The organism is Mariniflexile aquimaris (assembly GCF_042676825.1).
In the GTDB taxonomy this organism is placed as follows: domain Bacteria; phylum Bacteroidota; class Bacteroidia; order Flavobacteriales; family Flavobacteriaceae; genus Mariniflexile; species Mariniflexile aquimaris.
The window spans coordinates 65632-91209 of record NZ_JBHTIB010000014.1 but is presented as its reverse complement, the minus strand read 5'-3'; the positions used below and the strand labels follow the sequence as shown (position 1 = coordinate 91209).

23 protein-coding genes are annotated in these 25578 nt (G+C 34.7%); 15 read left to right on the top strand and 8 right to left on the bottom strand.

Annotated elements, in window-relative coordinates; translation table 11 throughout:
- Positions 1–76: 76 nt before the first annotated feature.
- The 3 genes from ACFQ0I_RS13765 to ACFQ0I_RS13755 are packed head-to-tail and all read right to left on the bottom strand — an operon-like array spanning position 77 to position 4117.
- Complete coding sequence (locus ACFQ0I_RS13765) at positions 77–2644, bottom strand: TonB-dependent receptor plug domain-containing protein (protein ID WP_379943205.1); 2568 nt, start codon at positions 2642–2644, stop codon at positions 77–79.
- Positions 2634–3545 carry a FecR family protein gene (locus ACFQ0I_RS13760; RefSeq protein WP_379943203.1) on the bottom strand — a complete coding sequence of 304 codons (912 nt, stop codon included), beginning with the start codon at positions 3543–3545 and terminating at the stop codon, positions 2634–2636. The genes ACFQ0I_RS13765 and ACFQ0I_RS13760 overlap by 11 nt, the downstream gene beginning before the upstream one ends.
- 56 nt (positions 3546–3601) lie before the next feature.
- Positions 3602–4117: an RNA polymerase sigma factor gene (locus ACFQ0I_RS13755; RefSeq protein WP_379943202.1), complete on the bottom strand. Its 516-nt coding sequence runs from the start codon at positions 4115–4117 to the stop codon at positions 3602–3604.
- Positions 4118–4384: 267 nt separating this feature from the next.
- Here ACFQ0I_RS13755 and ACFQ0I_RS13750 point away from each other — a divergent pair, with 267 nt between their 5' ends.
- The 4 genes from ACFQ0I_RS13750 to ACFQ0I_RS13735 all read left to right on the top strand — a co-directional run bounded on the left by ACFQ0I_RS13750 (position 4385) and on the right by ACFQ0I_RS13735 (position 7521).
- The gene (locus ACFQ0I_RS13750; protein WP_379943200.1) at positions 4385–5428 is read left to right on the top strand and encodes a hypothetical protein; all 1044 of its coding nucleotides are present in this window, start codon (positions 4385–4387) and stop codon (positions 5426–5428) included.
- Between the two features lie 96 nt (positions 5429–5524).
- Positions 5525–6307: a membrane metalloprotease gene (locus ACFQ0I_RS13745; protein ID WP_379943198.1), complete on the top strand. Its 783-nt coding sequence runs from the start codon at positions 5525–5527 to the stop codon at positions 6305–6307.
- A 28-nt stretch (positions 6308–6335) separates the two neighbouring features.
- Positions 6336–6914: a porin family protein gene (locus ACFQ0I_RS13740; RefSeq protein ID WP_379943197.1), complete on the top strand. Its 579-nt coding sequence runs from the start codon at positions 6336–6338 to the stop codon at positions 6912–6914.
- A gap of 148 nt (positions 6915–7062) precedes the next feature.
- On the top strand, positions 7063–7521 hold the full coding sequence (locus ACFQ0I_RS13735; RefSeq protein WP_379943195.1) for a hypothetical protein: 459 nt from the start codon (positions 7063–7065) through the stop codon (positions 7519–7521).
- A gap of 72 nt (positions 7522–7593) precedes the next feature.
- Here the strand turns inward: ACFQ0I_RS13735 and gyrB are convergent, their stop codons facing one another.
- Positions 7594–9543, bottom strand: coding sequence for a DNA topoisomerase (ATP-hydrolyzing) subunit B (gene gyrB, locus ACFQ0I_RS13730; RefSeq protein WP_379943193.1), 1950 nt, complete (start codon positions 9541–9543; stop codon positions 7594–7596).
- 726 nt (positions 9544–10269) lie between these two features.
- Here gyrB and ACFQ0I_RS13725 point away from each other — a divergent pair.
- The 6 genes from ACFQ0I_RS13725 (at position 10270) to ACFQ0I_RS13700 (ending at position 17748) form a co-directional block, all read left to right on the top strand.
- Entirely contained in the window at positions 10270–10536 is a 267-nt protein-coding gene (locus ACFQ0I_RS13725) for a hypothetical protein (protein ID WP_379943191.1), read from the top strand.
- Between the two features lie 2 nt (positions 10537–10538).
- Positions 10539–11939 (top strand): amidase family protein, encoded by a 1401-nt coding sequence (locus ACFQ0I_RS13720; RefSeq protein ID WP_379943189.1) that lies wholly within the window; start codon positions 10539–10541, stop codon positions 11937–11939.
- A complete protein-coding gene (gene gatB/aspS, locus ACFQ0I_RS13715; RefSeq protein WP_379943188.1) occupies positions 11939–15277 on the top strand; it encodes a bifunctional amidotransferase subunit GatB/aspartate--tRNA ligase AspS in 3339 nt (1112 codons plus the stop codon). The genes ACFQ0I_RS13720 and gatB/aspS overlap by 1 nt, the downstream gene beginning before the upstream one ends.
- 79 nt (positions 15278–15356) lie before the next feature.
- Positions 15357–15659: a hypothetical protein gene (locus tag ACFQ0I_RS13710; RefSeq protein ID WP_379943186.1), complete on the top strand. Its 303-nt coding sequence runs from the start codon at positions 15357–15359 to the stop codon at positions 15657–15659.
- A gap of 150 nt (positions 15660–15809) precedes the next feature.
- A complete protein-coding gene (locus ACFQ0I_RS13705) occupies positions 15810–17000 on the top strand; it encodes a TlpA family protein disulfide reductase (protein ID WP_379943184.1) in 1191 nt (396 codons plus the stop codon).
- Between the two features lie 220 nt (positions 17001–17220).
- A complete protein-coding gene (locus ACFQ0I_RS13700) occupies positions 17221–17748 on the top strand; it encodes a DUF2911 domain-containing protein (protein ID WP_379943182.1) in 528 nt (175 codons plus the stop codon).
- Positions 17749–17832: 84 nt separating this feature from the next.
- On the opposite strand, the gene ACFQ0I_RS13695 is transcribed toward ACFQ0I_RS13700, so the two are convergent.
- Positions 17833–18462 (bottom strand): 7-carboxy-7-deazaguanine synthase QueE, encoded by a 630-nt coding sequence (locus tag ACFQ0I_RS13695; RefSeq protein ID WP_379943180.1) that lies wholly within the window; start codon positions 18460–18462, stop codon positions 17833–17835.
- Positions 18463–18795: 333 nt separating this feature from the next.
- Between ACFQ0I_RS13695 and ACFQ0I_RS13690 the strand changes: the two genes are divergently transcribed.
- The 5 genes from ACFQ0I_RS13690 (at position 18796) to rluF (ending at position 23422) form a co-directional block, all read left to right on the top strand.
- On the top strand, positions 18796–20340 hold the full coding sequence (locus ACFQ0I_RS13690) for a helicase HerA-like domain-containing protein (protein WP_379943178.1): 1545 nt from the start codon (positions 18796–18798) through the stop codon (positions 20338–20340).
- Between the two features lie 42 nt (positions 20341–20382).
- The gene (locus tag ACFQ0I_RS13685; RefSeq protein WP_379943176.1) at positions 20383–21360 is read left to right on the top strand and encodes a YitT family protein; all 978 of its coding nucleotides are present in this window, start codon (positions 20383–20385) and stop codon (positions 21358–21360) included.
- 80 nt (positions 21361–21440) lie between these two features.
- Complete coding sequence (locus tag ACFQ0I_RS13680; RefSeq protein WP_379943175.1) at positions 21441–21809, top strand: cupin domain-containing protein; 369 nt, start codon at positions 21441–21443, stop codon at positions 21807–21809.
- Positions 21810–22634 (top strand): alpha/beta hydrolase, encoded by an 825-nt coding sequence (locus tag ACFQ0I_RS13675; protein WP_379943173.1) that lies wholly within the window; start codon positions 21810–21812, stop codon positions 22632–22634.
- A gap of 20 nt (positions 22635–22654) precedes the next feature.
- On the top strand, positions 22655–23422 hold the full coding sequence (gene rluF, locus ACFQ0I_RS13670; RefSeq protein ID WP_379943171.1) for a 23S rRNA pseudouridine(2604) synthase RluF: 768 nt from the start codon (positions 22655–22657) through the stop codon (positions 23420–23422).
- Here the strand turns inward: rluF and ACFQ0I_RS13665 are convergent.
- The 3 genes from ACFQ0I_RS13665 to ACFQ0I_RS13655 all read right to left on the bottom strand — a co-directional run bounded on the left by ACFQ0I_RS13665 (position 23419) and on the right by ACFQ0I_RS13655 (position 25526).
- The gene (locus tag ACFQ0I_RS13665) at positions 23419–24147 is read right to left on the bottom strand and encodes a YwaF family protein (RefSeq protein WP_379943170.1); all 729 of its coding nucleotides are present in this window, start codon (positions 24145–24147) and stop codon (positions 23419–23421) included. The two genes, rluF and ACFQ0I_RS13665, sit on opposite strands and share 4 nt — an antisense overlap.
- A gap of 27 nt (positions 24148–24174) precedes the next feature.
- Positions 24175–25053 (bottom strand): bifunctional 5,10-methylenetetrahydrofolate dehydrogenase/5,10-methenyltetrahydrofolate cyclohydrolase, encoded by an 879-nt coding sequence (locus ACFQ0I_RS13660; RefSeq protein ID WP_379943168.1) that lies wholly within the window; start codon positions 25051–25053, stop codon positions 24175–24177.
- 95 nt (positions 25054–25148) lie between these two features.
- Entirely contained in the window at positions 25149–25526 is a 378-nt protein-coding gene (locus ACFQ0I_RS13655; RefSeq protein ID WP_379943167.1) for a four helix bundle protein, read from the bottom strand.
- Positions 25527–25578: the final 52 nt, after the last annotated feature.

The following is a 25578-nucleotide window of genomic DNA, read 5'->3' as shown; positions in this document are numbered from 1 at the left end:
GGTTATACAAATATATATAAAAAACTACAACGTGCAACTTTTTATCGAATTATTTTGCGTTTAAACGATATTTTTATCAAAAATAAACTCGAAAACTGACGTTAGGCGTTAAGTTTAGCGAGGTATTGTTTACTTGAATTGCAGTAGTAGAATCGTTCGGATTTACTTTATAATACCGATTTATTATGTTTTTAGCATTGGTTAGATTGATAACTCCAAGCTTTAAAGAGGCGTTTATAGATTGGTAAATGTTGAACTTATAACTTAACGACGCATCTAAACGTTTTATCTCATCGAGATTTCTACTATTGGGTGTATCGTAATTTACAAATGTTGAATTTCCAGATTGTACAGTTTCATTGCCTTCAACAGGCGCCGTATAGGGTTGGCCGGTACGCCAAACACCGCCCAAAGATATTTTTAGATTTTCTAAAATGTCGTAATTAAATCCTATAGACACCGAATGCCGAATGTCTGCATTATTAGGAAACACCGATGGTGTAAAGGTTTCGAAGGTATAATCATTAATAGAATAGGTATAACTTACCCAAGCACTGTAACTATTACTTGTTTTGTTCACTAAAAACTCAAGACCTTTAACGGTATAATCGCCAATAGCATTCAGGTACTGAAAGTTGTTGTAAAATCCTTGATTACTTGCCGTAATACCTTCTACCACCTTATAAAAACCCGTAGCTTCAATATTAAGATTATTTTGATGGTATTCTAATCCAAAAGATCCTTGTTTACTCACAGAAATGGGTATATTCCTATCTGTCGGATCGGTAGAATTTTTCTCGTTTGCTAAAATCCAACGTCGGTTTTCAACCCCTAAAAAATCATCTTGAAAATCAATTATCTGAGTTGCGGATTGATTTTTAAATTCCCCTTCTACTTTTAGCGCAAACCGACTGGTTACTTTCTGCCTTAAGTTTAATCGAGGCTCGATTAGGAGTTTATTAAATTTTTGAAAATAATTAGCGCGAGCACCGATTCTAAAAAAAGTACCTTCTTGCTTGTAAGTAGCCTCCGTAAACAACGCATGATTTAACAATACGTCTTTTTTAGTTCTGTCGTACACCGGTTTAGTTACCGTGGTTTCATTTAATATGCCCGTTTCATTGAATTGATAGCCGTTGAGAAGGGATAAATAATCTGAAAGCTTATAATGTGAATTCAGCTTAAAACCTGTTTCTAATACTTCATTTTTTTGAGTTAACAGCTGGTCTGTTTCAATACTATAATCTTCAGCATCTACATTATATCTAGAATAATAGGCTGTAAAATGGGTTTTAAATTTTGAATTCCATTGCGCCATCCATTGCCCGCCGAATCCTATATTTTCCTGTGATAAGTTGCTTGATTTAGAATCGCTTTCTCCATTATCAACAACACGTTCGTAATAATCTAAATTATTATTAATTCCAATGACATTAGCGCGAAATTTATGATTCTCATTTAAATCGAATAACACTTTTGCTGTATAATCGTAAAATATAAAATTTGATGTGGTGGTTTGGTTTTCAACCGATTCGTTTGTAGTTTTTATATCACTATCCTGAAAACTTCTATCAAAATAATTAGTATACGTGGGTGTTTTAAACACATCGGTTATCGACCTTCGGCCAGAAACATGAAGCTCCAATTTCTTAGACACCGGGATTTCTAAAAAAACATCGGCACTTATTAAATTGGCTCCTGCTCCACCAGAAAACTTACCTGTTAATTCGTTTTTAGTATACATATTAATGGTGCTTGACACGCCATCGCTAAACTCGCTACTGGTACCGTTTTTAGTAACCACTACTTTACTGGTAAGATTTGGGTTATACGCCGAAATCAAGCCGAAAAAATGCCCAGAATGATACATTTTAATACCATCCCACAACATAAGATTTTGATCGTTAGTACCACCTCTTACATTAATATTCGCAATGCTTTCGTTAATACTTTCTACACCCGGTAAAGTTTGAATGGATTGTAAAATATCTGGATCTGTTAACCCTGGTAAAATGCCAAAAGACTGGGTATTTAAAACCGTACTTCCATCTAAAAGTTTCTGAAAACCAGTCGTTAAAAATTTGGTGATAAGCACCTGATTTAATTCTTCTTTATTTTCGGTTAAAACAAGTTGCTTACAAGTATGTGTTTCCGAAAAGAAATATTTAGCTGGTATTTGGAGGTTTTTAAAACCAAGATATGAAATCGTGATAGTGGCATTCAAAGGCACATCGTTTAACTGAAATTTTCCGTTGTCGTTGGTAATGATTCCTTTGTTCGAATTATTTACAACCACCGAAGCACCAAGTAAAGGTTCATTGTTTTCTGAAGCCACGACCCACCCACAAATTGAAATATTTTTTTCGATAACCGATACCGTTATATACCGACTATCTAAAATTTTAAAATTCAATAGGGTTTTAGAATTAAGATAGGCGATGGTTTGTTCTAAATTATAATCTGGCGACGGTTGCTCTATCACAACATCAGACACATCATCAAAAGCATACGAAAATTTAACGTTGAACTTCAACTCCGTTGCCGTAATGATATCCTTTAATGGCTTCTTTATTGAATTGTTTTGACCTAAACAGAAATTAACAGCGCACAATCCAATTAATAAAATCCATTTATTAATTTTCATAATTATAAAGTGTAACATTATTACCTTCTATTTTATAACTCAATTTTAAAGGAATAGTAATTGATTGTAGCGCTATATTTTTGTTTTTATGCGTAAATGTTCCTGTAAACAATTCTGAATCATCCACACCATCAAGCGATACTTTTAAATAGTATTGTCTTTCTAATTCGCTAATAACCTGCTTTAATGGTATTTTTTCAAAACTTGATTCTGCATTCATCCATGATGGTGCTGTTGCATTAAAATCTTCAAGCGTTTCAACAAGGCCATTTAAAATCCGTATTGATTTTCCTTTTGAAAGTTTAACCGTTTGATTGTTAAAAGTAACTGCTACCAAGCCTTCATAACAATGTACCTCAAAATAATTATTGCGTTCTTTTACATTAAACTTGGTTCCTAAAACCTGAACAATTCCAGCATCGGTTGTTACGGTAAATCTTTTTCCTTTACTCACTTTAAAAAAGGCTTCGCCATCCAACTCTAAATCGCGCTTATTTTCCCATGTTTTTTTATTGTATTTTAATTTTGAAGCTGCATTTAAAATAACTTCAGAATTATCGGGTAAAATCAACGTTTCATTCTGCGCTATTTGTGTTTCAAAAGCTACAGTATTATTAAAAAACAAGAAATAGGAAGCTGTAAGCATCACCACCAGAACAGCAGCAATTCTTAAAAACGATTTATAATTAAGCGGAATTACTTTTGTTTCCTTTTTAGTTAACTTTCTCGCTTTAAAATCTGCCAATGCTTTTTGCGCATCTACCTTAGGTGCGTGCATTTGTTTGGAATAAAAAGCTATTTTTTCAAGCGTTTCAACATTTTCAGAATTTTTTAAATCTTGAATTTGTGCCTCACTAAGCTCGTTATCAAACCACTTTAATATATTTTTATCGTTTTCCATTTTTTTAACTCTTCAATTTTAAGACAACTAAATAATATTTTACCCTACCCTACTTCTTAAATATTTTCTATATGTTCTCGTAAAATTTTTAACGCTCCCGACATTCTTTTCTCAATTGCTTTTTGAGACACACCCAAAAGATCTGCAATTTCTCTATATTTCTTTCCTTCAATTCTATTTAATAAAAACACTTCACGTTGCGAATCCGACAATAAGGAAATAGCATTTTGAAGTTTCTTTTTAAACTCTTCTTCTTCCAAAATATACTCTGGACTCTCGTTGGTCTTATCTAAATAAGGTGCTGCTTTAGCATATTCCATTACTACCTTATTATGTTTAATAGTATTTAAAAACAAATTATTAATGGTAGTAAACAAATAGGTTTTTGCTTTAGTAAAATCTATTTTCGAACAATTTTCCCAAATTTTAGAAAAGGCATCTTGCACAAAATCTAATGCGCCATCTTTATCACCACATTTATAATAGGCAAAATTACTGGCAGACTGTACATGTTCTAGATAAAAATTATTAAAGTAATTTTCTTCACAAAGTTTATTACCATTATCATTCATTTAAAATTCTGTTTTTTTAGGGCGGGTTAATTAAATACTTTTGCTAAAGTAGGGTAAATAAATTTTAAGTTGTCTTAGTTATGTAGGCAAACAAAACCTAAAGATTAAAACCTTAATTATTTTATTAGTCATTTTCAGCAGGCATAAAATTAGTTGAAATTATTTTTAAAAAAAAGGTAGGGTAAAAATTGAGGTAGTTGTCTAACTTATATAAGGCGAAAAAATCGCTATGAAAAAGAAAACATTATAACCCTAAAAATTATTATCATGAAAAATTTAAAATTTATTACAAGTTTAGTTTTAACAGCATTATTAACCTTTACATCTTGTCAGGATGAAATTGATAATGAAAATGGTCAAAACCCAAACACGAATAACTCCGAATCGGAAACAGCGAGTAACCTAGAACGTTCATCTATGTATGATGGCAGTTTTGACGACTTTTTAGATGGCACATCTTGTTCCTCTATTTTATTACCTGTTATTGCAACAGTAAACGGCACTCAAGTTAGTATAATAACCCAGTCTGACTACCAAACGGTTTTAAACATTTTAGGACAATTTTCTAACGACAATGATACCGTTACACTAAAATTCCCTCTAAGTGTGAAATTAAGTAATTATACAGAAGTTGTTGTAACAAATCAAAGCGAATACGATGCTATTGTAAACGCTTGTGAAACTTTAGAAGCCGAAGGAAAAGGAGCTATTTCTTGTATCGATATCGATTTCCCGATCACTATTTTTACATATAGTGTAAATTTAGAGCAAACAGGAAGTGTTGTTATTCAATCTGAGCAACAATTATATACCTACATCAATAATATGGACAATACCGAATTGTTTGCCGTTAATTATCCTATTACAGCAAAACTATCAGACAATACCTCGGTTACAATTACAAGCGATTTAGATTTACAAACTAAAATTAACACCTGTTTAGGTATTGAAGACAAAGAAGCCGAAGCTGAAAATAACGCCAAAAATCTGGAAACTATTTTAGTGAATGGCGCATTTAAAGTGCAATCCTTTATAAATGCAGGGGCAAATAAAGCTTCAGATTATGCTAATTACACGATAGATTTCGCAAACAACTATACCTGTACTGCGGTTAACGGCGCTATTAGTACGGTTCAAGGTACCTATAGTGTAACTTCAGAAACCGAAGTATATCTTAACCTTACGTTTTCTGGAAACGCCACGTTCAGTTTATTAAACAGCACCTGGGAGGTTACAAGTTTTAGCAACAGTTCAATCTCACTAAAAAGCACGACAAATGCTGCGGTTACATTAGTATTGTCTCAAATTTAGTATTTACTTAGTTTATTTTGGTTGGTTGGTTACCAATTTGTTATGGTGAAGCAGCTGTTGGGAAACTAACAGCTGCTTATTTTAAAATAAAAAGACATGAAAAATATATTAAAAATAGTATTTGTTGTATTGATTTTAGCGGCCTGCTCTAAAGAAGACGATTCGCAAACCAATACCCCCACAGATACCGAAAACATAAACAAATCTGAAAATCAAAAAGCAACCGGAAGTTCCTCAAACGACTTATTATCAGACAATACATTTAAAAGCATCATTATTGAATTGGTGTATGTTGAAGGTTTTAAACCATCGCAAAACACAATCTCTAATTTTATTTCTTTTTTAAATTCCAGAACTTACAAACCAAACGGTATCACTGTAGAATCAAGAGCCATAACTTCTCCAGGAAAATCATCTTATACCACGCAGGACATCATAGCTATTGAAGATGAAAATCGAACCAAATACAATACAAATAACCAAATAGCAGTATGGGCCTTTTTCGCTGATGCAGCGTCTGCCAACAATACAGATACAGGAGTGGTTTTAGGTACTGCCTACAGAAACACCTCGTTTGTAATATTTGAAGAAACCATACAAGATTTAAGCAACAGCGCCTTCGAACCCAGCAGAACGGTTTTAGAAACAACGGTCATAACACATGAATTCGGGCATATACTTGGGCTCACCAATTTGGGAACTACTATGGTAACTAATCATAAAGACAGCGACTATGCCAAACATTGTAACGTAGAAAGTTGCCTCATGTACTGGTCTGCCGAAACCGGATCGGGTTTATCGAATTTAATTGGAGCAAATTCCGCTCCGCAATTAGATGCCCAATGCATTGCCGATTTAAAAGCTAATGGCGGAAAATAACATCACTAATTATTTAATATTTAACATAATGAAAACTATTTTAAAATGCATTTTTATTCTAAGTATCTTGCTTACTACACAAGCACAGGCGCAAAAATCTAACGCGGGAATTAAAGGTGGTTACAACCTAGCAGCTGTTAGTTTTGATGGTGAAACGGAAACCGGACAGCGACATGCCTTTCATATTGGATTTTATGGTGAATCGTTTATGTCTGAAAGCGCCGCATTACAAATAGAACTTTTATATTCTCAACAGGGTTATGAATTAAAAGACAGTGGCGGTACCTTCACTCAAAAACTTGATTATATAAATTTACCCTTATTATTAAAATTATATCCAGACGAAAGTTTCTTTTTAGAAGTTGGTCCTCAAGTTGGACTGGCAATTTCTCATAAAGAAGAATTTGATAGTAATTTTGGATTGTTTGACACCTCTCAAGAATTTGAACCTCAAAACTTCGACTGGGGAATGAATTTTGGAGCTGGTTTTAAAACAAACTCCGGAGTTAGTTTAGGCGTTCGCTACCACTTAGGCTTAGGCAATGTGTACGACGATGGCAACCCAAAAAATCGAGTATGGCAATTTTCAATAGGCTTTGATTTTTAAAAAATCGCTGTCAAATGATATCAACAGCATCACTAAAAAAGATTCAAAAGAAATTCTGAATCTTTTTTTTTTAATCAAGTAGGGTAAATATGTTTTAAGGTGTCTTATTAGTGAAATCACATTAATATTAACTTTAAAAATTAAAATTATGAAATCAATAAAAGCCATAGCATTCATGATAATATTAAGCATTACCTCATTAATGAATGCACAAGACACCGAAGTAGCGAGCGAAACAAGCATCGATAGTAAATCGTATTATCAAAAAAGAGCGGAAGAAGATGCTAAATACGAGCAACAATTTAAGGCACAAACCAAAGCTGAAGAAGAAACATTTTGGAAAGAACAAAAAGCCTATGAAAACGATTTAAAGAAAAAAGACCGAAAAGCTTACAAAGCATATATGCAAGGTAAAAAGGATGCGTATGCAGAACATTACAGTCATTGCGACCATCATTGTCATCATAGCGACTACTATTACAATCACGCTTCTTTTTATTACTACAGATACGATGCTTATTATTATGAAAGATACCCGAGAAGCAGAAGTACTATGAGTACCAATGTTCGAGTTAGCACACCAAGCGTAAGACTCGGGTTATTATAATTCTTAAAATAAACGCATAAAAAAAGCGGTTGTTTAGCACTAAACAACCGCTTTTTTTTATCACAACAAATGTTACGCATCAATTTTAGCGTAAATCGCGTTCTTTTCAATAAATTCTCTACGTGGCGGCACTTCATCACCCATTAACATAGAGAAAATTCTATCGGCTTCGGTACCGTTATCTATTTGAACTAAACGCATGGTTCTAAATTCAGGATTCATGGTTGTATCCCAAAGTTGTTCTGCATTCATCTCTCCAAGACCTTTATAACGTTGAATGTTAACATTACCTCCAAACTCTTCTGCAATACGGTCGCGTTCTTTATCACTCCAAGCATATTCTTTTTTGTTACCTTTCTTCACTAAATATAAAGGTGGGGTCGCAATATAAACATGCCCTTGCTCAATAAGTTCTTTCATATACCTAAAGAAGAAGGTTAAAATTAAGGTTGCAATGTGGCTACCATCAATATCGGCATCACACATAATCACAATTTTATGGTAACGTAATTTTGAAAGATTTAAAGCTTTACTATCTTCTTCGGTACCTATAGTTACCCCTAAAGCGGTAAAAATGTTTTTTATCTCTTCGTTTTCAAACACTTTATGTGTCATCGCTTTTTCAACATTCAAAATCTTACCTCTTAATGGCAAAATAGCTTGAAATGCGCGGTCACGTCCTTGTTTTGCAGTTCCACCTGCAGAATCTCCCTCTACAAGAAATACTTCGCATTTTGAAGGATCTTGCTCAGAACAGTCACTTAATTTTCCAGGTAAACCACCAATACTCATTACGGTTTTACGCTGTACCATTTCGCGTGCCTTTTGAGCCGCATGACGCGCTTGTGCCGCCAACATAACCTTTTGAACTATGATTTTAGCATCATCTGGATGTTCCTCTAAATAATCGGTTAACATTTCGGATACTGCCTGACTTACCGATGCAGAAACCTCTCTGTTACCAAGTTTAGTTTTAGTCTGACCCTCAAATTGTGGCTCTTGTACTTTTACCGAAATAATGGCTGTTAATCCTTCACGGAAATCATCACCAGCTATTTCGAACTTTAAATTTTTAAGCATCCCTGAATCATCAGCATACTTTTTAAGTGTCATCGTTAAACCACGACGAAACCCTGATAAATGCGTTCCTCCTTCATGTGTGTTGATATTGTTTACATACGAATGTAAATTTTCAGCATACGAGGTATTATAAACCATCGCAACCTCAACAGGAACACCGTTTTTTTCACCTTCAAAAGCAATCACATCTTTCATTAAAGGCTCTCTGTTACCATCTAAATATTTGATAAATTCTTTTAAACCTTCGGTAGAATGGAATGTTTCACCTTCAAAAGTACCATCATCTTTAGGGCTTCTTTTATCAACTAAATGAATGGTAATCCCTTTATTTAAATAGGCTAATTCGCGCAATCTACTTGCTAAGGTATCGTAACTATACTCTAAAGTTTGGGTAAAAATGGTTGCATCTGGTTTAAAAGTTACCGTAGTTCCTCTCTTATCAGTTTCACCAATTTGTTTTACAGGATAAAGCGCCTTTCCGCGCTCGTATTCTTGCTCGTAAACTTTACCATCTCTATAAACAGTAGCACGCAAATGCTCAGATAATGCGTTCACACAACTTACACCTACCCCGTGTAAACCACCCGATACTTTATAAGAATCTTTATCAAATTTACCACCTGCTCCAATTTTGGTCATAACAACCTCCAATGCAGAAACACCTTCTTTTTTATGTAAATCTACGGGAATACCACGACCATCATCTTCAGTGGTTATCGAATTATCTTCGTTAATTATTACCGTAATATTATTACAATGTCCAGCTAAGGCCTCATCAATGGAGTTATCTACCACCTCATACACCAAGTGGTGCAAGCCGCGAGTACCAACGTCTCCAATATACATGGATGGACGCATACGTACATGCTCCATGCCTTCCAGCGCCTGAATACTGTCTGCCGAATAATTGTGCTTGTTAAATTCTTCTTTAGGTTCGCTCATATTATTATTTAATATTGTTTATTTCTATTTTTTATTTCACAAAAAAAGATGCCATTAGCATCCTTCTGAATACAAACAAATATACGAAATATTGATGGCTTTAAAAAGCTTTTTATTGACTGAAACACATAATTATCAACATTTGTTAATTATTTAAAAGTGTCTTAAATCGCTTAAAAAGTGCCTTAAATAGCGTTTTAATGATTTTTACTCTTTTTGAAAATGAAAAAATATACAAAATAGCTTAAAACCGAAATTTCGAGCTTTTATCAACCTTTTTTTTAACAAACAAAATCCGACTTTTTGCCCAAAAGCTTCTAATTATAGCGCAACTGTTTTTACTTAAATGAATTAATTTTATCGATATATTGTATAACCACTAACTTAAGTTTAATTTTTTTAACAATCTGATAATTAAAAAAGGATCTCTAAAAAAATAGCTTGTAATATATTTATTCTACATATATTTGAACTCACATAGCAAACTATGACAAATAATAATAACAATAATAATTTCAATAATTCTAATTTTTAGAATAGGAAGGTTATTGTTTAAAAATATATAAAGCCTTCCGAGTTCGGAAGGCTTTTTTTTGCCCCACCCGGAATTATAAAAATAATTCCGACCTCCCCGAAGGGTTGGTAGAATAAGAAATCCTAAAAAAACCGTTAGGAAATCTTGAAGTTTAAGGAATAAATTAAAATTAATTTTTAAAAAATTAAGATATGAGTAAAATTATGACAGTCGACGTATTGTCGAGTATTAAAGGAGCACAACCCAGTGAGGCTGTGAACAAATTATTTGACGTCATTAAAAATGCACAAGCCACAAATAAAAACTCTTTTAATAATTATAATAATAGCGTGTCTTTAAACGATTTAAGAGACGATGTGGTTATTGAAAGTTCTGCATTAGAAAAACAAATCATTATCGAAAATTTTCCGAAAGAGAAAAAAGGGTATTTAGTGGTTTCTAAAGTGATAGAAGAATAATTATGGCATCTCAAATACACACATTACACCAGCAATTGGTGGATAAGAAAATAACTTGTGAGGGTTTAATTCAGGAAAAATTAAGTTTATTAAAACCAAACACTTATAATTCTGTAAACTCATTATTAGAAACATCAGCCTTAGAATTAGCAAAAAAGGTGGACGCTAAAATAGCAAACGGCGAAACCATCGGGTTATTAGAAGGCATTCCCTTCGGAATAAAAGATGTGTACATGGTTCAAGGCACCTATACAACTGCGAGTTCTAACCTTCTAAAAAATTATAAATCGGCTTACACGGCGACCGCCATTCAAAAATTAATAGACGCCGGTGCTATTCCAATTGTAAAAGAAAATTGCGATAGTTTTGGTCATGGTTCTTCTTCTGAAAACACCATTTTTGGCGCTGTAAAAAATGCCATTAACCCCGAATTAGTTGCTGGTGGATCCAGCGGTGGTTCAGCAGTCAATGTAGCTAAAGATTATACCGTATTTTCAATTGGTGGCGATACAGGTGGTTCTGTGCGCCAACCAGCTGGCTACAACAACGTTTATGGTTTAAAACCGACTTACGGACGTATTTCTCGCTACGGATTGATGGCCTATGCATCGTCTACCGATTGTGTTGGACCTATTGCCAAATCGGTTGAAGATATTCGTATTGTGTTGAATGTTATGAGTGGTAAAGACGTAAAAGATCAAACAACTTACGCTTCCGCGGAAATTAGCGAAGCAGCCATTTCAAATTCGAACGACATAAAAACAGTTGGATACTTTAAAAACTTTATTGAAAGCGATGCGATTGATTCTAAAATTAAATCAGATTTTTTAGCATCTATCGAAAAAATAAAAGCCAAAGGCATTGAAGTTAAAGAACTAGATTTCTTTAAATCGGACATATTGGTATCTACCTATTACACCTTAGCCATGGCAGAAACGGCTTCTAACCTATCGCGTTTAGATGGCAGCAACTACGGAAACCGTATTGAAGATAAAAACCTAAAAGAATCCTACGCTGTTACCCGTTCTGAAAACTTTTCAGAAGAAACCAAACGACGTATTGTTGGTGGAAACCAAGTATTATCTCAAGGGTTTTCAGATGAAATCTATTTAAAAGGATTGGCTTTGAGAGATGCCATCGCTGAAAATTTCGAAAACGATTTTAAAGAGGTAGACATCATCTTATCTCCTGTAACTCCTGGAACACCACCTAAAATTGGCGATAGTTTAAAAGACCCGCACGCCATGTATTTAAGCGATGCGTATACGGTTGGGTTTAGCTTAGGGCAATTACCCACGTTAACCATCCCACAAGGTACAGAAACCGGTTTACAAATTACAGCCGCTAAAAATAATGACGAACTTGTTTTGAAGTTTGCTAACTTCTTAAAAGACACGATATAATGGAATTGGATCAATTAGACGCCGCTTTAAAAGCGCACGATTTAGAGTTAGTAATCGGACTAGAAACACACGTTCGATTGAATACAAAAACCAAATTATTCTGTTCTTGCCCAAATCAAGAAATAGACACACCAAACCAAAACATCTGTTCGGTTTGTACTGGCCAAATGGGTGTGCTTCCGGCTATTAATAAGGAAGCCATTACCAAGGCTATTTATTTTGGAAAAGCGGTGAATTCGTCTTTCGATAATGAGGTTATTTCATGGGACAGAAAACATTATGAATATCCAGACAACCCGAAAAATATTCAAATTACGCAGTTTCACAATCCTATTATTCCAGACGGACAAGTGTCTTGTTTTAGAAATGATGGTACGCAATTTACCGTCAACTTAACACAGGTACATATCGAGGAAGATGCTGCGAAATTAATGCATGAAAAAACAGTCTCGTTAGTCGATTTTAATAAGGCAGGTGTGCCGCTTATAGAAATTGTTACAGAGCCTTGTATTCGTCATATTGAAGACGCTTCCATTTATGCACAGTACATTCAACGTATTGTTCAGAACTTAAAAATAAGTGAAGCCAATCTTGAAAAAGGTGAGTTTAAATCGGATGTGTCGGTATCCCTTCGTAAAAAGAGAAGTTACGATTTAAATCCGCGTACCGAAATTAAAAACTTGAACTCCTTCAAGTTTATGGTAGATGCCTTAAAAGAGGAAGTTGAAAAACAATTCAACTATTACCTAGAACATAAAGAATTTAGACCCGACCAAACGACGGTTTTATGGGATGCCGATTTAAAGCAGACCAAAACCATGCGTAAAAAGGAATACGAAGCCGATTACCGCTTTATTTCGGAACCCGATTTACCTTTTGTAAACATAAAAGACGTTGTAGACTCTATTAAGGTAGATGTTAGTTCGCTCCCTTTCGCTGTAGAATCCATTTTAATTAAGGGAGGCGTTTTACCTCAGGATGCTAAATTTTTCACGGCAGATTCGTTGCGTTCTAAAACATTTGTTACCATCAATAACGAACTTAAAGACCCATCATTCGTTGCTAAAACTTTGGTGAATAATATTGGGGCAGACGAGTATGGCGACATTCATCGCATTGAACATCTTATTGAAATTTTCCAACTTTTTAAAGACGAAAAAATCACATCGGTATTAGTTCAAAATGCCATTACTAGGTATTTAAAAGACAGGAAATTTGATTATAATGCCTATTTTAAAGAGAATACGATTTCTGAAGAAAAAATATTCGAAGCGATAGCTAAAGTCATTTCAGAAAATGAAGCCATTGCAAACGATATTAAAGCTGGAAACCAAGGAAAAGCAGGTATTCTGGTTGGAAAAGTCATAGCTATTATAGGCAAAGGCGCATCGGGGAAAGTGATTCGCGAGGGGATTTTAAGTCAGTTAGCAGGTGGAAATGACGGAAGCACGAAGACAGAAGACGGAAGCAAAACCCTAAACCCAAAACCAAGCCCCCAACAACCAACAACCAAAGAAGAAGTATTACCTCAAATTCCAATCGTAATAAAAGAGGAGTACAGAACACATGTATTTACCGATATTTCAGATTCAAATATCTCTGAAAAAGTAACATTTGCCGGTTGGGTATCTAGTGTGCGCGATCATGGTGAATTAATATTTATCGATTTACGCGATTCGAGCACCGAGGTATTTCAAATACGTTTAAGCAGAGAGTCGTTCCCTAATTTAGATGAATTAGTAAAACTTAAACCAGAATCGGTAATCACCGTAACAGGAACTATTGTTCAGCGTAAAGAAGACGATTATAATGCGGCTTTAAGAACAGGTAAAATAGAATTAGAGGCTTACGAATTGGATATTTTAAACCTATCTAAAACACTACCTTTTGAAATAAAGCGTGCTACAAAAACAAATGAAAATGTTCGCTTTCAGTATAAGTATTTAGACCATAGGAATGACGATGTGCGACGCGTAATTGTAAACCGCCATAAGGTGATTAAATTATTGCGCGATATTTTAGATGAAGAAAATTTCTTGGAAATTGAAACGCCTATTTTAAGTGCTGGAACCGATGAAGGTGCACGCGAATTTATCGTACCAACCCGTAAACAACCTGGTGCGTTTTACACCTTACCACAAGCACCACAACAATTTAAGCAAATGTTGATGGTGAGTGGTTATGAAAAATATTTCCAGATTGCACGTTGTTTTAGAGATGAAGATTCTCGTGGCGACCGTCAACCAGAATTCACGCAGCTGGATATAGAAATGGCTTATGCGAGTATGCAACAAATCATCGATTTAAACACCAAAATGTTTAATGAAGTGGTTAAAAAAATATACGGTAGCAAGTGGATTTTACGTCCGTTTGAAGTCATTACCTACCAAGACGCCATGGATTTTTACGGTTGTGATAGACCCGATTTACGTTTTGGCTTAAAACTTCAAGACATTACAGAGATTGTAAAAGAAACAACCTTTCAGGTGTTTAGTAAACCTATTGAAGAAGGTGGAATTGTAAAATGTATTAAAGTTTCTGCCGAAGAACAAGGCAATAAACGTTTATCTAAAGGACAAATTGAAAAACTAACGGGCATTGCACAACAACATGGTTTAGGTGGTTTAGCGTATATCATCGTGAATGAAAACGATTTGCAATCGCCTATCATTAAATTTTTAGGTGAAGATATTGCCGCTGGCATCATTAAAACAACCAATGCACAAGTTGGCGATATTGTATTTTTCTCGGCCGCCGATTATGCTACTGCCAATAAAGCACTGGATGCGGTGCGTCAAGAACTTGGCAGTATGTTACATTTAATTAACCCGAAGGAATTACGTCCTGCCTGGGTTGTTGATTTCCCGATGTTTGAAAAAACCGATGAAGGCCGCTGGACCTTTACCCACAACCCATTCTCGATGCCTGCAGTTTACGACATTGAAAAGCATATGAATGGCAAAGAGGAAGAAATAGGAAGCATCATCGCGCAACAATACGATTTAATATTAAACGGTTACGAAATTGGAGGTGGTTCAGTACGTGCTCACAAACCCGAAATTTTAGAAGCTACGTATAAAAACATGGGCTACAATAAAGAAGAAATGCTAAAAAGCGTGGGCACCATGTACAAAGCCTTTCATTATGGTGCACCACCACACGGCGGGATTGCATGGGGTGTAGATAGATTGATGATGATTTTAGAGAAAAAAGCATCTATACGTGAAGTGATGGCATTCCCAAAAACAGGTACCAGTGAAGATTTATTATTTGGAGCGCCTTCTATCCTATCAGACAAAAAGATAGAAGAAATGAATGTGAAAGTGATGAAAAAATAAGCTGTTTAATTTTCTTGATGGCAAGGACTTATGTCCTTGTTAATTATGAAACAATACAGCCATCAAGTAAATGCATTTTATGAAAACAAAAACATTTAGTGTTGTTACCACCATAGCACTGGTATTAACTGTTCTGGTAACAACACTAAGCGTTTTTGGCATCACCATAACTGGCGTATATCCCGGAATTTTTGTCTTCATTATGCTCACTTTAATCGCAACAAGTTCTAAGTTTTTTGCCAAACGATTAAGTAAAACATCCATTGATTTTAAAAGACGCTATTTCACAAGCCTTATCCTTATTAATCTGTTAGTAATCTTAGTGGTGCTATGGATGACATTCGTTATTGTGCACGACCGTGTGCTTAAAGACTGTTGCTAATGAGTATCAAGCATTAAGTTTCTACTAAGTAAAATCTACATGAATTTACTATCCCTTTTTCATCTGCCGAGTTCATTTTAATTTGTTAAATTAGTTGTCTAGAATACAACACTAACCATTTACAAAATCGAGGTACATACAGCCACAGAAATGAAGACTTTCCCCATAAAAAACACTATTTATTTAATATTAATTACAAGCATCTTAATCGCTTGTCAGTCTCCTTCAGAGCTATCAGGAAAACTAGAAGGTTTAGAAAAGGAGGCCATAAAGGTGTATTTAATTCAACCCGAAACCTTAGGCGAAGTAGCTACGTCCTATTTAGGTACTGTTATAGATTCTGCCGAAGTGAATTCAGATGGCAGCTTTAAGTTCGGCAACTTACCAATTGCTGAAGAACCTGTTTTGTTTGAAATCGCGATACAACAATCTGGCAAGGCTCCTAATTATTTACAAACTGAAAACCCGATGCATTCTAACTATATGCCCATTATTTGGCAATCGGGAATGTCTCTACAAATAACTGCCCATGTAAATGATTTTCAAAAAAGTTTCTCACTTAAAAATCCTTCAGAATTAAACAAGGCCTTATTAAATTTAAGAGATATCAACCTAAAAGCTTATCAAACCTACCTAGAAGGCAAGCAATGGCAATTGGAAGACGGCATCCAATTGATGGAAAAAGAACATGCTATTTTACAATACCAAACAGAGCTTATAAAATTTGCAGATGCGACGCCACACTTTTTACCCGCCATGGTAGCTTTGAGATGGGTAAGTCCTGTAAATTATTATGAGCGTGTCCCCGAATTTTTGGTAAGACAATGTGATAAATGGCAGCAAAACCAACCCGAACATGCATGGACCAAACAACTTTGCGAACAGAGCGCGCCTTCTAACCTACCGGTTTTAGTAGGTGATGTATTTCCTAACCTGCAATTATCATTAATCACAAAGGACACCATTAACCTGAACGAGCAATTAGGTAAAAAACTTACCATTATAGACTTGTGGGCGTCTTGGTGCGGACCTTGTCGCATAGAAAATCGTAATGTTTTAGTACCACTTTGGAAGGACTATAACAACCAAGGCTTACAAATAATTGCATATGGCTTAGAGAGTGATGAATCTGCGTGGAAAACAGCCGTAGAGAAAGATGGTGCAGGTAGTTGGTTTCAGGCATCTGATTTGCTGGGAGATGACACACCAATCTTGAAAAAAATCCGTGTACAAACCATTCCTGCTAACTTTATTCTTGATGAGAATGGCGTGGTTTTAGCTAAAAACATTCATGGCGATGCTTTATTAGCTTGGGTGAAAAATTATATGAAGGAACAGTAAACAATTCATACTTGCAGATGCCATAAAAGGGGTAATTTAAGCTCTAATTGCTCACTATTTTATATAACAAATTGATAATCGCAGGAACACTAAGATTGATACCTACTGGAAATTATTGAGCAACTGTAGTTACAAATTTTAACATTAACTTTCTAGTTTTTAAAAAACTTTATGATTTTTTAGACTTATCTTTAGACATTACGAACCTTAAAACTTGATTATGAAAAAAACGACATTTTTAACTACCTGCACTCTAGCTTTTGTAATGCTTTTTTCGGTGCAAACGTATGCACAAAAATTTGCCAGCTTAGATAAAAGCCCTTTAGACATCGCCTATTTTAGAACCGATAGAAATGCCACACCAATGGTTAAAGTAATTTATAGCAGACCGCAACTAAAAGATCGTTCGTTAAGCGAACTGGCGCCAAACGGAAAAATCTGGAGAACTGGTGCTAATGAAGCCACGGAAATCAAATTTTTTCAGGATATGACCTTTGCAGGAAAAAAAGTAAAAGCAGGAACCTACTCATTATTCACCATTCCGGGTGACACCGAATGGACAATCATACTTAGTAGTGATTTAGATGTTTGGGGAGCTTATAGCTATAAAGAAGCTAACGACGTATTACGTGCTAAAGTCCCTGTAAGTAAAGGCGAAACGGTAGAAGCTTTTTCTATTGCTTTTGAAGACAATACCATGTTTTTAGCTTGGGATACCGTTAGAATTGCCATTCCTGTGAGTAAATAAAACGGTATTAATTAGACTAAAATAAAAAGTTCCAATAGAATCTTAGTACTATTGGAACTTTCTATTTTATACAGGAGCTTTATCCTAAGGAATATTTAAATATTTGTGCGTTTGTAGCGACACCTTCCACTTTGGGTTTGCCATCACATAATCTACAATTTCTGGAATCACTTTATCACGCTTACTCCACTCAGGTTGTAAGTACAAAATACAGTCTTTATTAACTTTTGCCGCCTGTTCTTCCGCGAAGCGAAAATCATCTTTGTTATAAACAATCACTTTTAACTCATGCGCTTTCTCATACACTTCTTTAGTAGGAAGTTTCATTTTTTTAGGTGACAAACAAATCCAATCCCAAACCCCAGTTAATTTATAAGCACCAGAAGTTTCAATATGTATTTGCATCCCTTCGGCTTTAAGCCTTGTAGTTAGAGGATTCATATTCCACGTTAATGGTTCACCACCAGTAACTACTATTGTCTTACTGTATTTTTTAGCATTTTCAACAATTTTAGAAATCTCTGTTGGCGGGTGTAAATTGGCATTCCAACTTTCTTTTACATCACACCAATGGCATCCAACATCGCAACCACCTATTCTCACAAAATATGCCGCCGTACCTTTATGATAGCCTTCACCTTGTATGGTGTAAAACTCTTCCATTAAGGGTAACATATCGCCTGTATTAACTAAGGCTAATAATTCTTTATTCATCTCTAAATAATTAAGGGTGCAAAGGTACATTTATTTAAAGAAATCGAACTACATAAACAAAATATTGACAAGGCAAAAAATCTAATCTAGGTTTTTACAGCACGTTTCTTATTTTCATAATCATGCAAATGAATAAACGTTCACATTAAATTGATATTTTAACCAACTCTAATTATAAAAAATTCCGACTTGTCACATTCAATACATTCCACAGCATAAAACCGCCTGTTTATTATTAAATTTATAATTGTACAGCATGATATCACATTAACTAAACCTTATTTTTTTTCTTCTTTATATTTCATGTATTTTTATGAAAAATTATAAAACTATATGAGCAGAAAGGAAACTTTTTTTAAGTATATAAATGAAGGCAATGCAACAAAAGGCGACTATATCGCGGTAGGTGCCGCTATGTTAGACGGAGAAACCATTACAGATGCCTTAGTTAAAATCCCATTAAAAACCATGAACCGTCATGGGCTAATTGCCGGAGCAACTGGTACGGGAAAAACAAAATCATTACAAGTATTAGCCGAAAATTTAAGCGATAAAGGCGTCCCTGTTTTACTAATGGATATTAAGGGAGATTTAAGCGGATTGGCACAACCCAGTCCTGGGCATCCAAAAATTGATGAACGCCATGCAAAAATTGGCCTTCCATTTGAATCTAAAAGCTTTCCGGTTGAAATATTAACCTTATCGGAACAAAATGGAGTTCGATTACGCGCCACTGTAAGTGAATTTGGTCCTGTATTATTATCAAGAATTTTAGATTTATCTGATGCCCAATCGGGTGTGGTGGCTGTTATTTTTAAATACTGCGACGACCATAAAATGCCTTTGCTAGATTTAAAAGATTTCAAAAAGATACTGCAATACACAACCCAAGAAGGAAAGGAAGAATTCTCTGAAGCTTACGGACATATTTCTACGGCATCCACGGGTGCTATTTTACGAAAGGTGGTAGAATTAGAACAACAAGGCGCCGATTTATTTTTTGGTGAAACATCGTTCGACACGCAAGACCTCTTAAGAATTAATAATGAAGGTAAAGGGTACATAAACATTTTAAGGTTAACCGATATTCAAGATAGACCAAAATTGTTTTCTACATTTATGCTTAGCTTGCTCGCAGAAATTTATTCGACGTTTCCGGAGCAAGGCGATAGTGATAGACCAGAGCTTATTATTTTTATAGATGAAGCCCATTTAATTTTTAACGAAGCTTCTAAAGCACTTTTAAATCAAATTGAAAGCATTGTAAAATTAATTCGTAGTAAAGGTGTGGGACTTTATTTTGTAACTCAAAACCCAACCGATGTGCCAGAAGCTGTTTTAGGACAATTAGGGTTAAAAATTCAACATGCGCTTCGTGCTTTTACGGCAAACGATAGAAAAGCCATTAAACTAACAGCGCAAAATTATCCAGATTCTGAATACTACGACACCACAGAAGTATTAACCTCTCTGGGTATTGGAGAAGCCCTAGTTTCGGCATTAGATGAAAAAGGGCGTCCTACCCCATTGGCAGCCACCATGATGCGTGCACCAATGAGTCGTATGGATATATTAACAGATAACGAATTAAGCGAATTACTTTCTAAATCGAAACTGGTTAAGAAATACAATGAAACCATCGACAGAGATAGCGCTTACGAGATACTCCATAAAAAGATCGATTTAGCAGAGGCAGAAGAAGCTAAAGAAAAAGCAAGATTAGAAAAGGAAGCTATAGAAAAAGCCGCGTCTAAACAACGTAGCACTACCTCTTCCAGAAGAAAAAGTACGGCTATGAATCCAGTTGTAAAAGTGTTAACAAGTGCTACTTTTATTCGTAGTGTATTTGGCATTTTAACTAAAGTCTTGAAAAAATAATTGTTTTACGCAAACACTATATTATAAAACCTAATTGATTTAATGAACCCATTCTTTTCTAAAATATTAGTAGATATTGCTCGAAAAAGACTTGAAGCAAAACATAGTGATAAGCCTGTTTCAAAAAAGCAAATAGTACCGTTAGTTAGAAAGTTTCAGGTAGAAATATCGCATGCCATTAAAGAATACATTTATGTTACTATTGGGGTTTTTTCGGCTGGATTTGGATTAAAAGGGTTTTTATTACCTAACCGCTTTATAGACGGTGGGGCTACGGGTATTTCCTTATTATTACAAAATATTACTTCGATCGATTTGAGTTATTTTTTAATACTCGTCAACTTACCATTTTTAATTTTAGCATCAAGAACTATTGGTTTAAAATTTGCATTAAGGAGTATCGCAGCCATTACGCTCTTAGCGATTGTTGTGCATTTTGTTGAATACCCAACGGTTACTGATGATAAATTATTAATATCGGTATTTGGTGGCTTCTTTTTAGGCTTAGGAATAGGAATGTCTATGCGAGGTGGCAGCGTTATTGATGGCACCGAAGTATTGGCCATTTTCTTAAGTAGAAAATTATCCTTAACCATTGGCGATGTGCTTTTATTAATAAACATTATAATATTTTCTGCTGGTGCCTATATTCTTTCTATAGAAGTTGCGCTATATGCCATGTTAACCTATTTATCTGCTGCCAAAACAGTCGATTTTGTTGTAGATGGCGTTGAAGAATATGTAGGTGTCACTATTATTTCTGAAAAACATGAAGAACTACGCATCATGCTCGTCGAAAAATTGAGACGTGCCTGTACTATTTATGCAGGCAAAGGCGGATTTGGATCTAACGGAAAAAGTTACGATAAGGATATTATTTACACCATTGTAACGCGTTTAGAGCTAGCCAAATTACAAACCGAAATAGACAAAATAGATAAGAATGCGTTTATTGTAATGGGTATTGTAAAAGATTTAAAAGGAGGCATGATTAAGAAAAAACCTTTGAAGGATCATTAAAGACAGTAGATGCTAGACGTTAGACGGTAGACAGTAGACGTTAGACGGTAGACGGTAGACGGTAGAAAAAAAATAACCTTGTGACAAATAAAAAATATACCATACAGAACAGTCCGTTTGTAGTGCCAACTACCGACGGAAAAGTAATTAAAGAACATTTTGGTTTAGCAACCGAAGGTGGTTCTAAAATAAGTATTGCCCATATGAAAGCCCCTGCTGGCTGGAGCGAACCTTTTCAAACTCCAGAGTTCGATGAGTACACATTCATTATTAGCGGTAAAAAACAATTTATTATTGAGAATGAAGTCGTTATTCTTGAAGCTGGACAATCTATAAAAATTAACAAAAATACACGAGTGCAATACTCAAATCCGTTTAACGAAATGTGCGAATACCTTGCGATTTGCTTACCTGCTTTTTCTATGGATTTAGTGAACCGAGAAGATTAAATGTATCCAAAACTTATAAAAACAATTGGGAATCTTATAAATATTATAAGTTATCCTTTTCCTTATTACGCAGCAAAACAGGCCGTTAAAATATTTTCGACGCCACGAAAAGGCAAATTAAGCGATATTGAATCAGACTACCTTAACATGGCTGCGCAAGAAACCACGGTTTATAAAGATATCGCTATAAAAACGTATCGCTGGAGCGGAACAAAAGAAACTATTTTACTAGCCCATGGTTGGGAAAGCAATGCATTTAGATGGAAAGATTTAATTGAAATTTTAAAACTTGAAGATTATAACATTATAGCCTTAGATGCTCCTGCACATGGCGATTCTGGGAGTAAAATTTTCAATGCTGTTTTGTATTCAGAATGTATTAATTTAATCATTAAACAATTCAAGCCCTCTGTTGTTATTGGGCATTCTATTGGCGGAACTGCTTCGGCTTTAGCCATTAATAATTACAAGTTGCCTGTTAAAAAATTGGTTTTACTAGGTGCCCCTTCAAATTTTGATGAAGTGATTGGTAATTATGTGAAAATAATGGGGTACAACAAAAAAGTTGTGAAGGCTATGAATGATTATTTCGTAAAACATTTTGGGTATCTTCCTGCCTTTTATACGATTGAAAATTTTTCGAAAGACATTCAATCAGAAGGGCTTATCATTCACGATAAAAAAGATCGGATTATTTCGTACAAAGATGCTTTGCATATTTCCAAACATTACAAAAATTCAAGAATAATAAAAACAGTTGGCTTTGGTCATGGATTAAAAAACGAAGTCGTTTACAATCATATTTTAGAATTTTTAAACACCTAGATTTATTGTACTTTTGAAGCATGGAAGAACAGTTAAAACGTATTAATAAATTTTTAAGTGAAGTTGGGCATTGCTCTCGTAGAGAAGCAGACAAACTCATTGAAGCTGGGCGCGTTACTATTAACGGTGTGATTCCAGAAATGGGCACTAAAATTGCGCCAAACGATGTGGTTCATGTTGATGGTAAAGAAATAAAACCTTCAAATGAATCCTTTGTATATCTGGCTTTTAATAAGCCTGTTGGCATTGTGTGTACTACCGACACCAGTGTTGAAAAAGATAATATTATAGATTTCATTAATTATCCGAAACGAATTTTCCCAATCGGACGATTAGACAAACCAAGTGAAGGTTTAATACTATTAACCGATGATGGCGATATTGTAAATAAGATTCTCCGTGCTAGTAACAATCACGAAAAAGAATATATTGTAAAGGTAGATAAGCCTATTTCTCAAACATTTATTGAACGCATGGCGGGTGGAGTGCCACTTGAAGACTTAAACAAGGTTACCAATAAATGTAAAGTTGAAAAGCTAAGTACTTACGAGTTCAAAATTATTTTAACTCAAGGATTAAACCGACAAATTCGTCGTATGTGCGAATATTTAAACTACGAGGTTGAAACCCTTAAACGTGTTAGAATCATGAATATTACATTAGATAACATTCCTCTAGGCAAATATAGAGAGCTTACTAAAGAAGAATTTAAAGAATTAAACGAATTAATAAGCGATTCTACAAAAGTTTTTAAACCGAGTTTAAAACCAAAAAGAAGAAAGAACTAGTTCTTTTTAGCGTTCCTATTCGCCAAATAAAATGGCAGATAAATAATCAAAAAATACGGTATTAAAAGTAGTTGAGCAACCATAATATAGTATGGCCATTCTCCAAAAAGATCTAAAACAGAAGCCGATTTTGGTTTTTCATTCAAATAAAAATAATTCGCTTTTAACACATAATTTATTAGCATCATAACAATCAGGTAAATCTGTAATGCGAAAAAAGATTTAAAAACGCTTTTAAGTTTGGGCCGCATATCAAAAACAAAGGTGGCATAAAAAATAATGGTTAATAATCCTAAATGCACCGTCCAATACCTGAAATAATCAAAACTAGGAAACCCTTCTAAAATATCGGGAGTTATAACACCTTGAGAGGTTCCGGCAATAATCCAAAACACTAAAATCTCATACATCCAATTTTTTCTATAAACCGTGAAAACTGGGATTAGTATTGCTGTTAAACTGCATAAATACAAAGGCAAATCGGTTTCAATTTTGTAGTTCCCTAAGCTTATTGAATACAAATGAAAAGCCACAACAAAAAGGCTAACTCCAAAACCAATGGCATTAAAAATGAGGATTTGTTGGCTTTTTGATAAGTTAAATTTTGCAAGTCTAATTATATAAATGCAAAAAACGAGTGCTATTAAAATAGGAATTATGTGTTGCAGACTCCCAATAGCCACTCTCTGGAATAAAAAAATTGCATTATAAATTAAGAAATTCATAATGCAATTTAGCAAATTTTTAATTCGTTATGCAGTTCGTCTTTCTCTAGCCAACAAGGTGTTTTTTAACAACATTGCAATTGTCATGGGGCCAACGCCACCAGGAACCGGCGTTATATAACTTGCCTTTTTACTTACACTTTCAAAATCCACATCGCCTGCTAGTCTGTAGCCACTGGCTTTTGTTGCATCGGGTACTCTTGTTATTCCCACGTCGATTATAACCACATCTTCTTTTACCATATCGCCAGTTAAAAATTCAGAAATTCCAATCGCAGCAACGATAATATCGGCTGCTTTAGTTATTTCTGCTAAGTTTTTAGAACGACTATGTACCACGGTTACTGTTGCATCACCCGCTTTTCGTTTCTGACTCATTAAGATACTCATGGGGCGACCAACAATATGGCTTCTTCCCATAACTACCACATTTTTACCAGAAGTTTCAACCTGATAACGTTCTAATAATTCGAGAATTCCGTAAGGTGTTGCAGGTAAAAACGTTGGTAAATCTAAAGCCATTTTCCCAACATTTGTTGGATGAAATCCGTCCACATCCTTATCTGGATGCACTGCCATTAAGACTTTTTGTTCGTCGATATGCTTTGGTAATGGCAACTGAACTATAAACCCATCAATATCATCATTGGTATTCAATTCATGTATTTTTGATAACAACTCTTCTTCCGAAGTATATTCGGGTAAATCTATTAAGGTAGAATGAAACCCTATTTTTTCGCAAGCTTTCACTTTAGCGTTCACGTAGGTCATACTAGCACCATCTGTTCCCACTAAAATAGCTGCCAAATGTGGCACTTTTTCACCTTTAGAAACCATTGCTTTTACATGTTCTGCAATTTCTTCTTTAATATCGTTACTTACTTTCTTTCCGTCTAAAATTATCATCTTTATAAGTTTTCAGTCGCAGTCGCAGTCGCAGTTTATCACTCTGCCGACTTACTCTTGCTTTTTATTAGTTTTCAGTCGCAGTCACAGTTTACTTACTCATTCCCTGTATTTACTCCGAATTTGCTTGGATTATTAATCATATAAAATATAAGCTTACCAACTTCGATTCCGAGTTCGGTTAACTCTAAATGTTTTTCTTTATCTAAATAGTTACACGCCAACGCAAAATCTAACCAAGTATTTGTTTCAGAATTCTCACCATCAGCATCAGTAAGTTTGCTTGTAAAATGTTTTGGATAGATTCTTTTTCTATACGCCTCTGCTATATTTGCTGAAACTGACCTAGAACTTCTTCTTATTTGATCCGTCAAAGCATAAGTTTCTTCCTTTGGAAACGATTTAGAAATTTCAAAAATTAACATAGCCAATTCAAAAGATTTTTGATAAGCTAGTAGTTTTTTGAAGTCCATAAAATTTAATTTTTTTGACTGAGAACTGATACTGAGACTGAAAACTGAGACT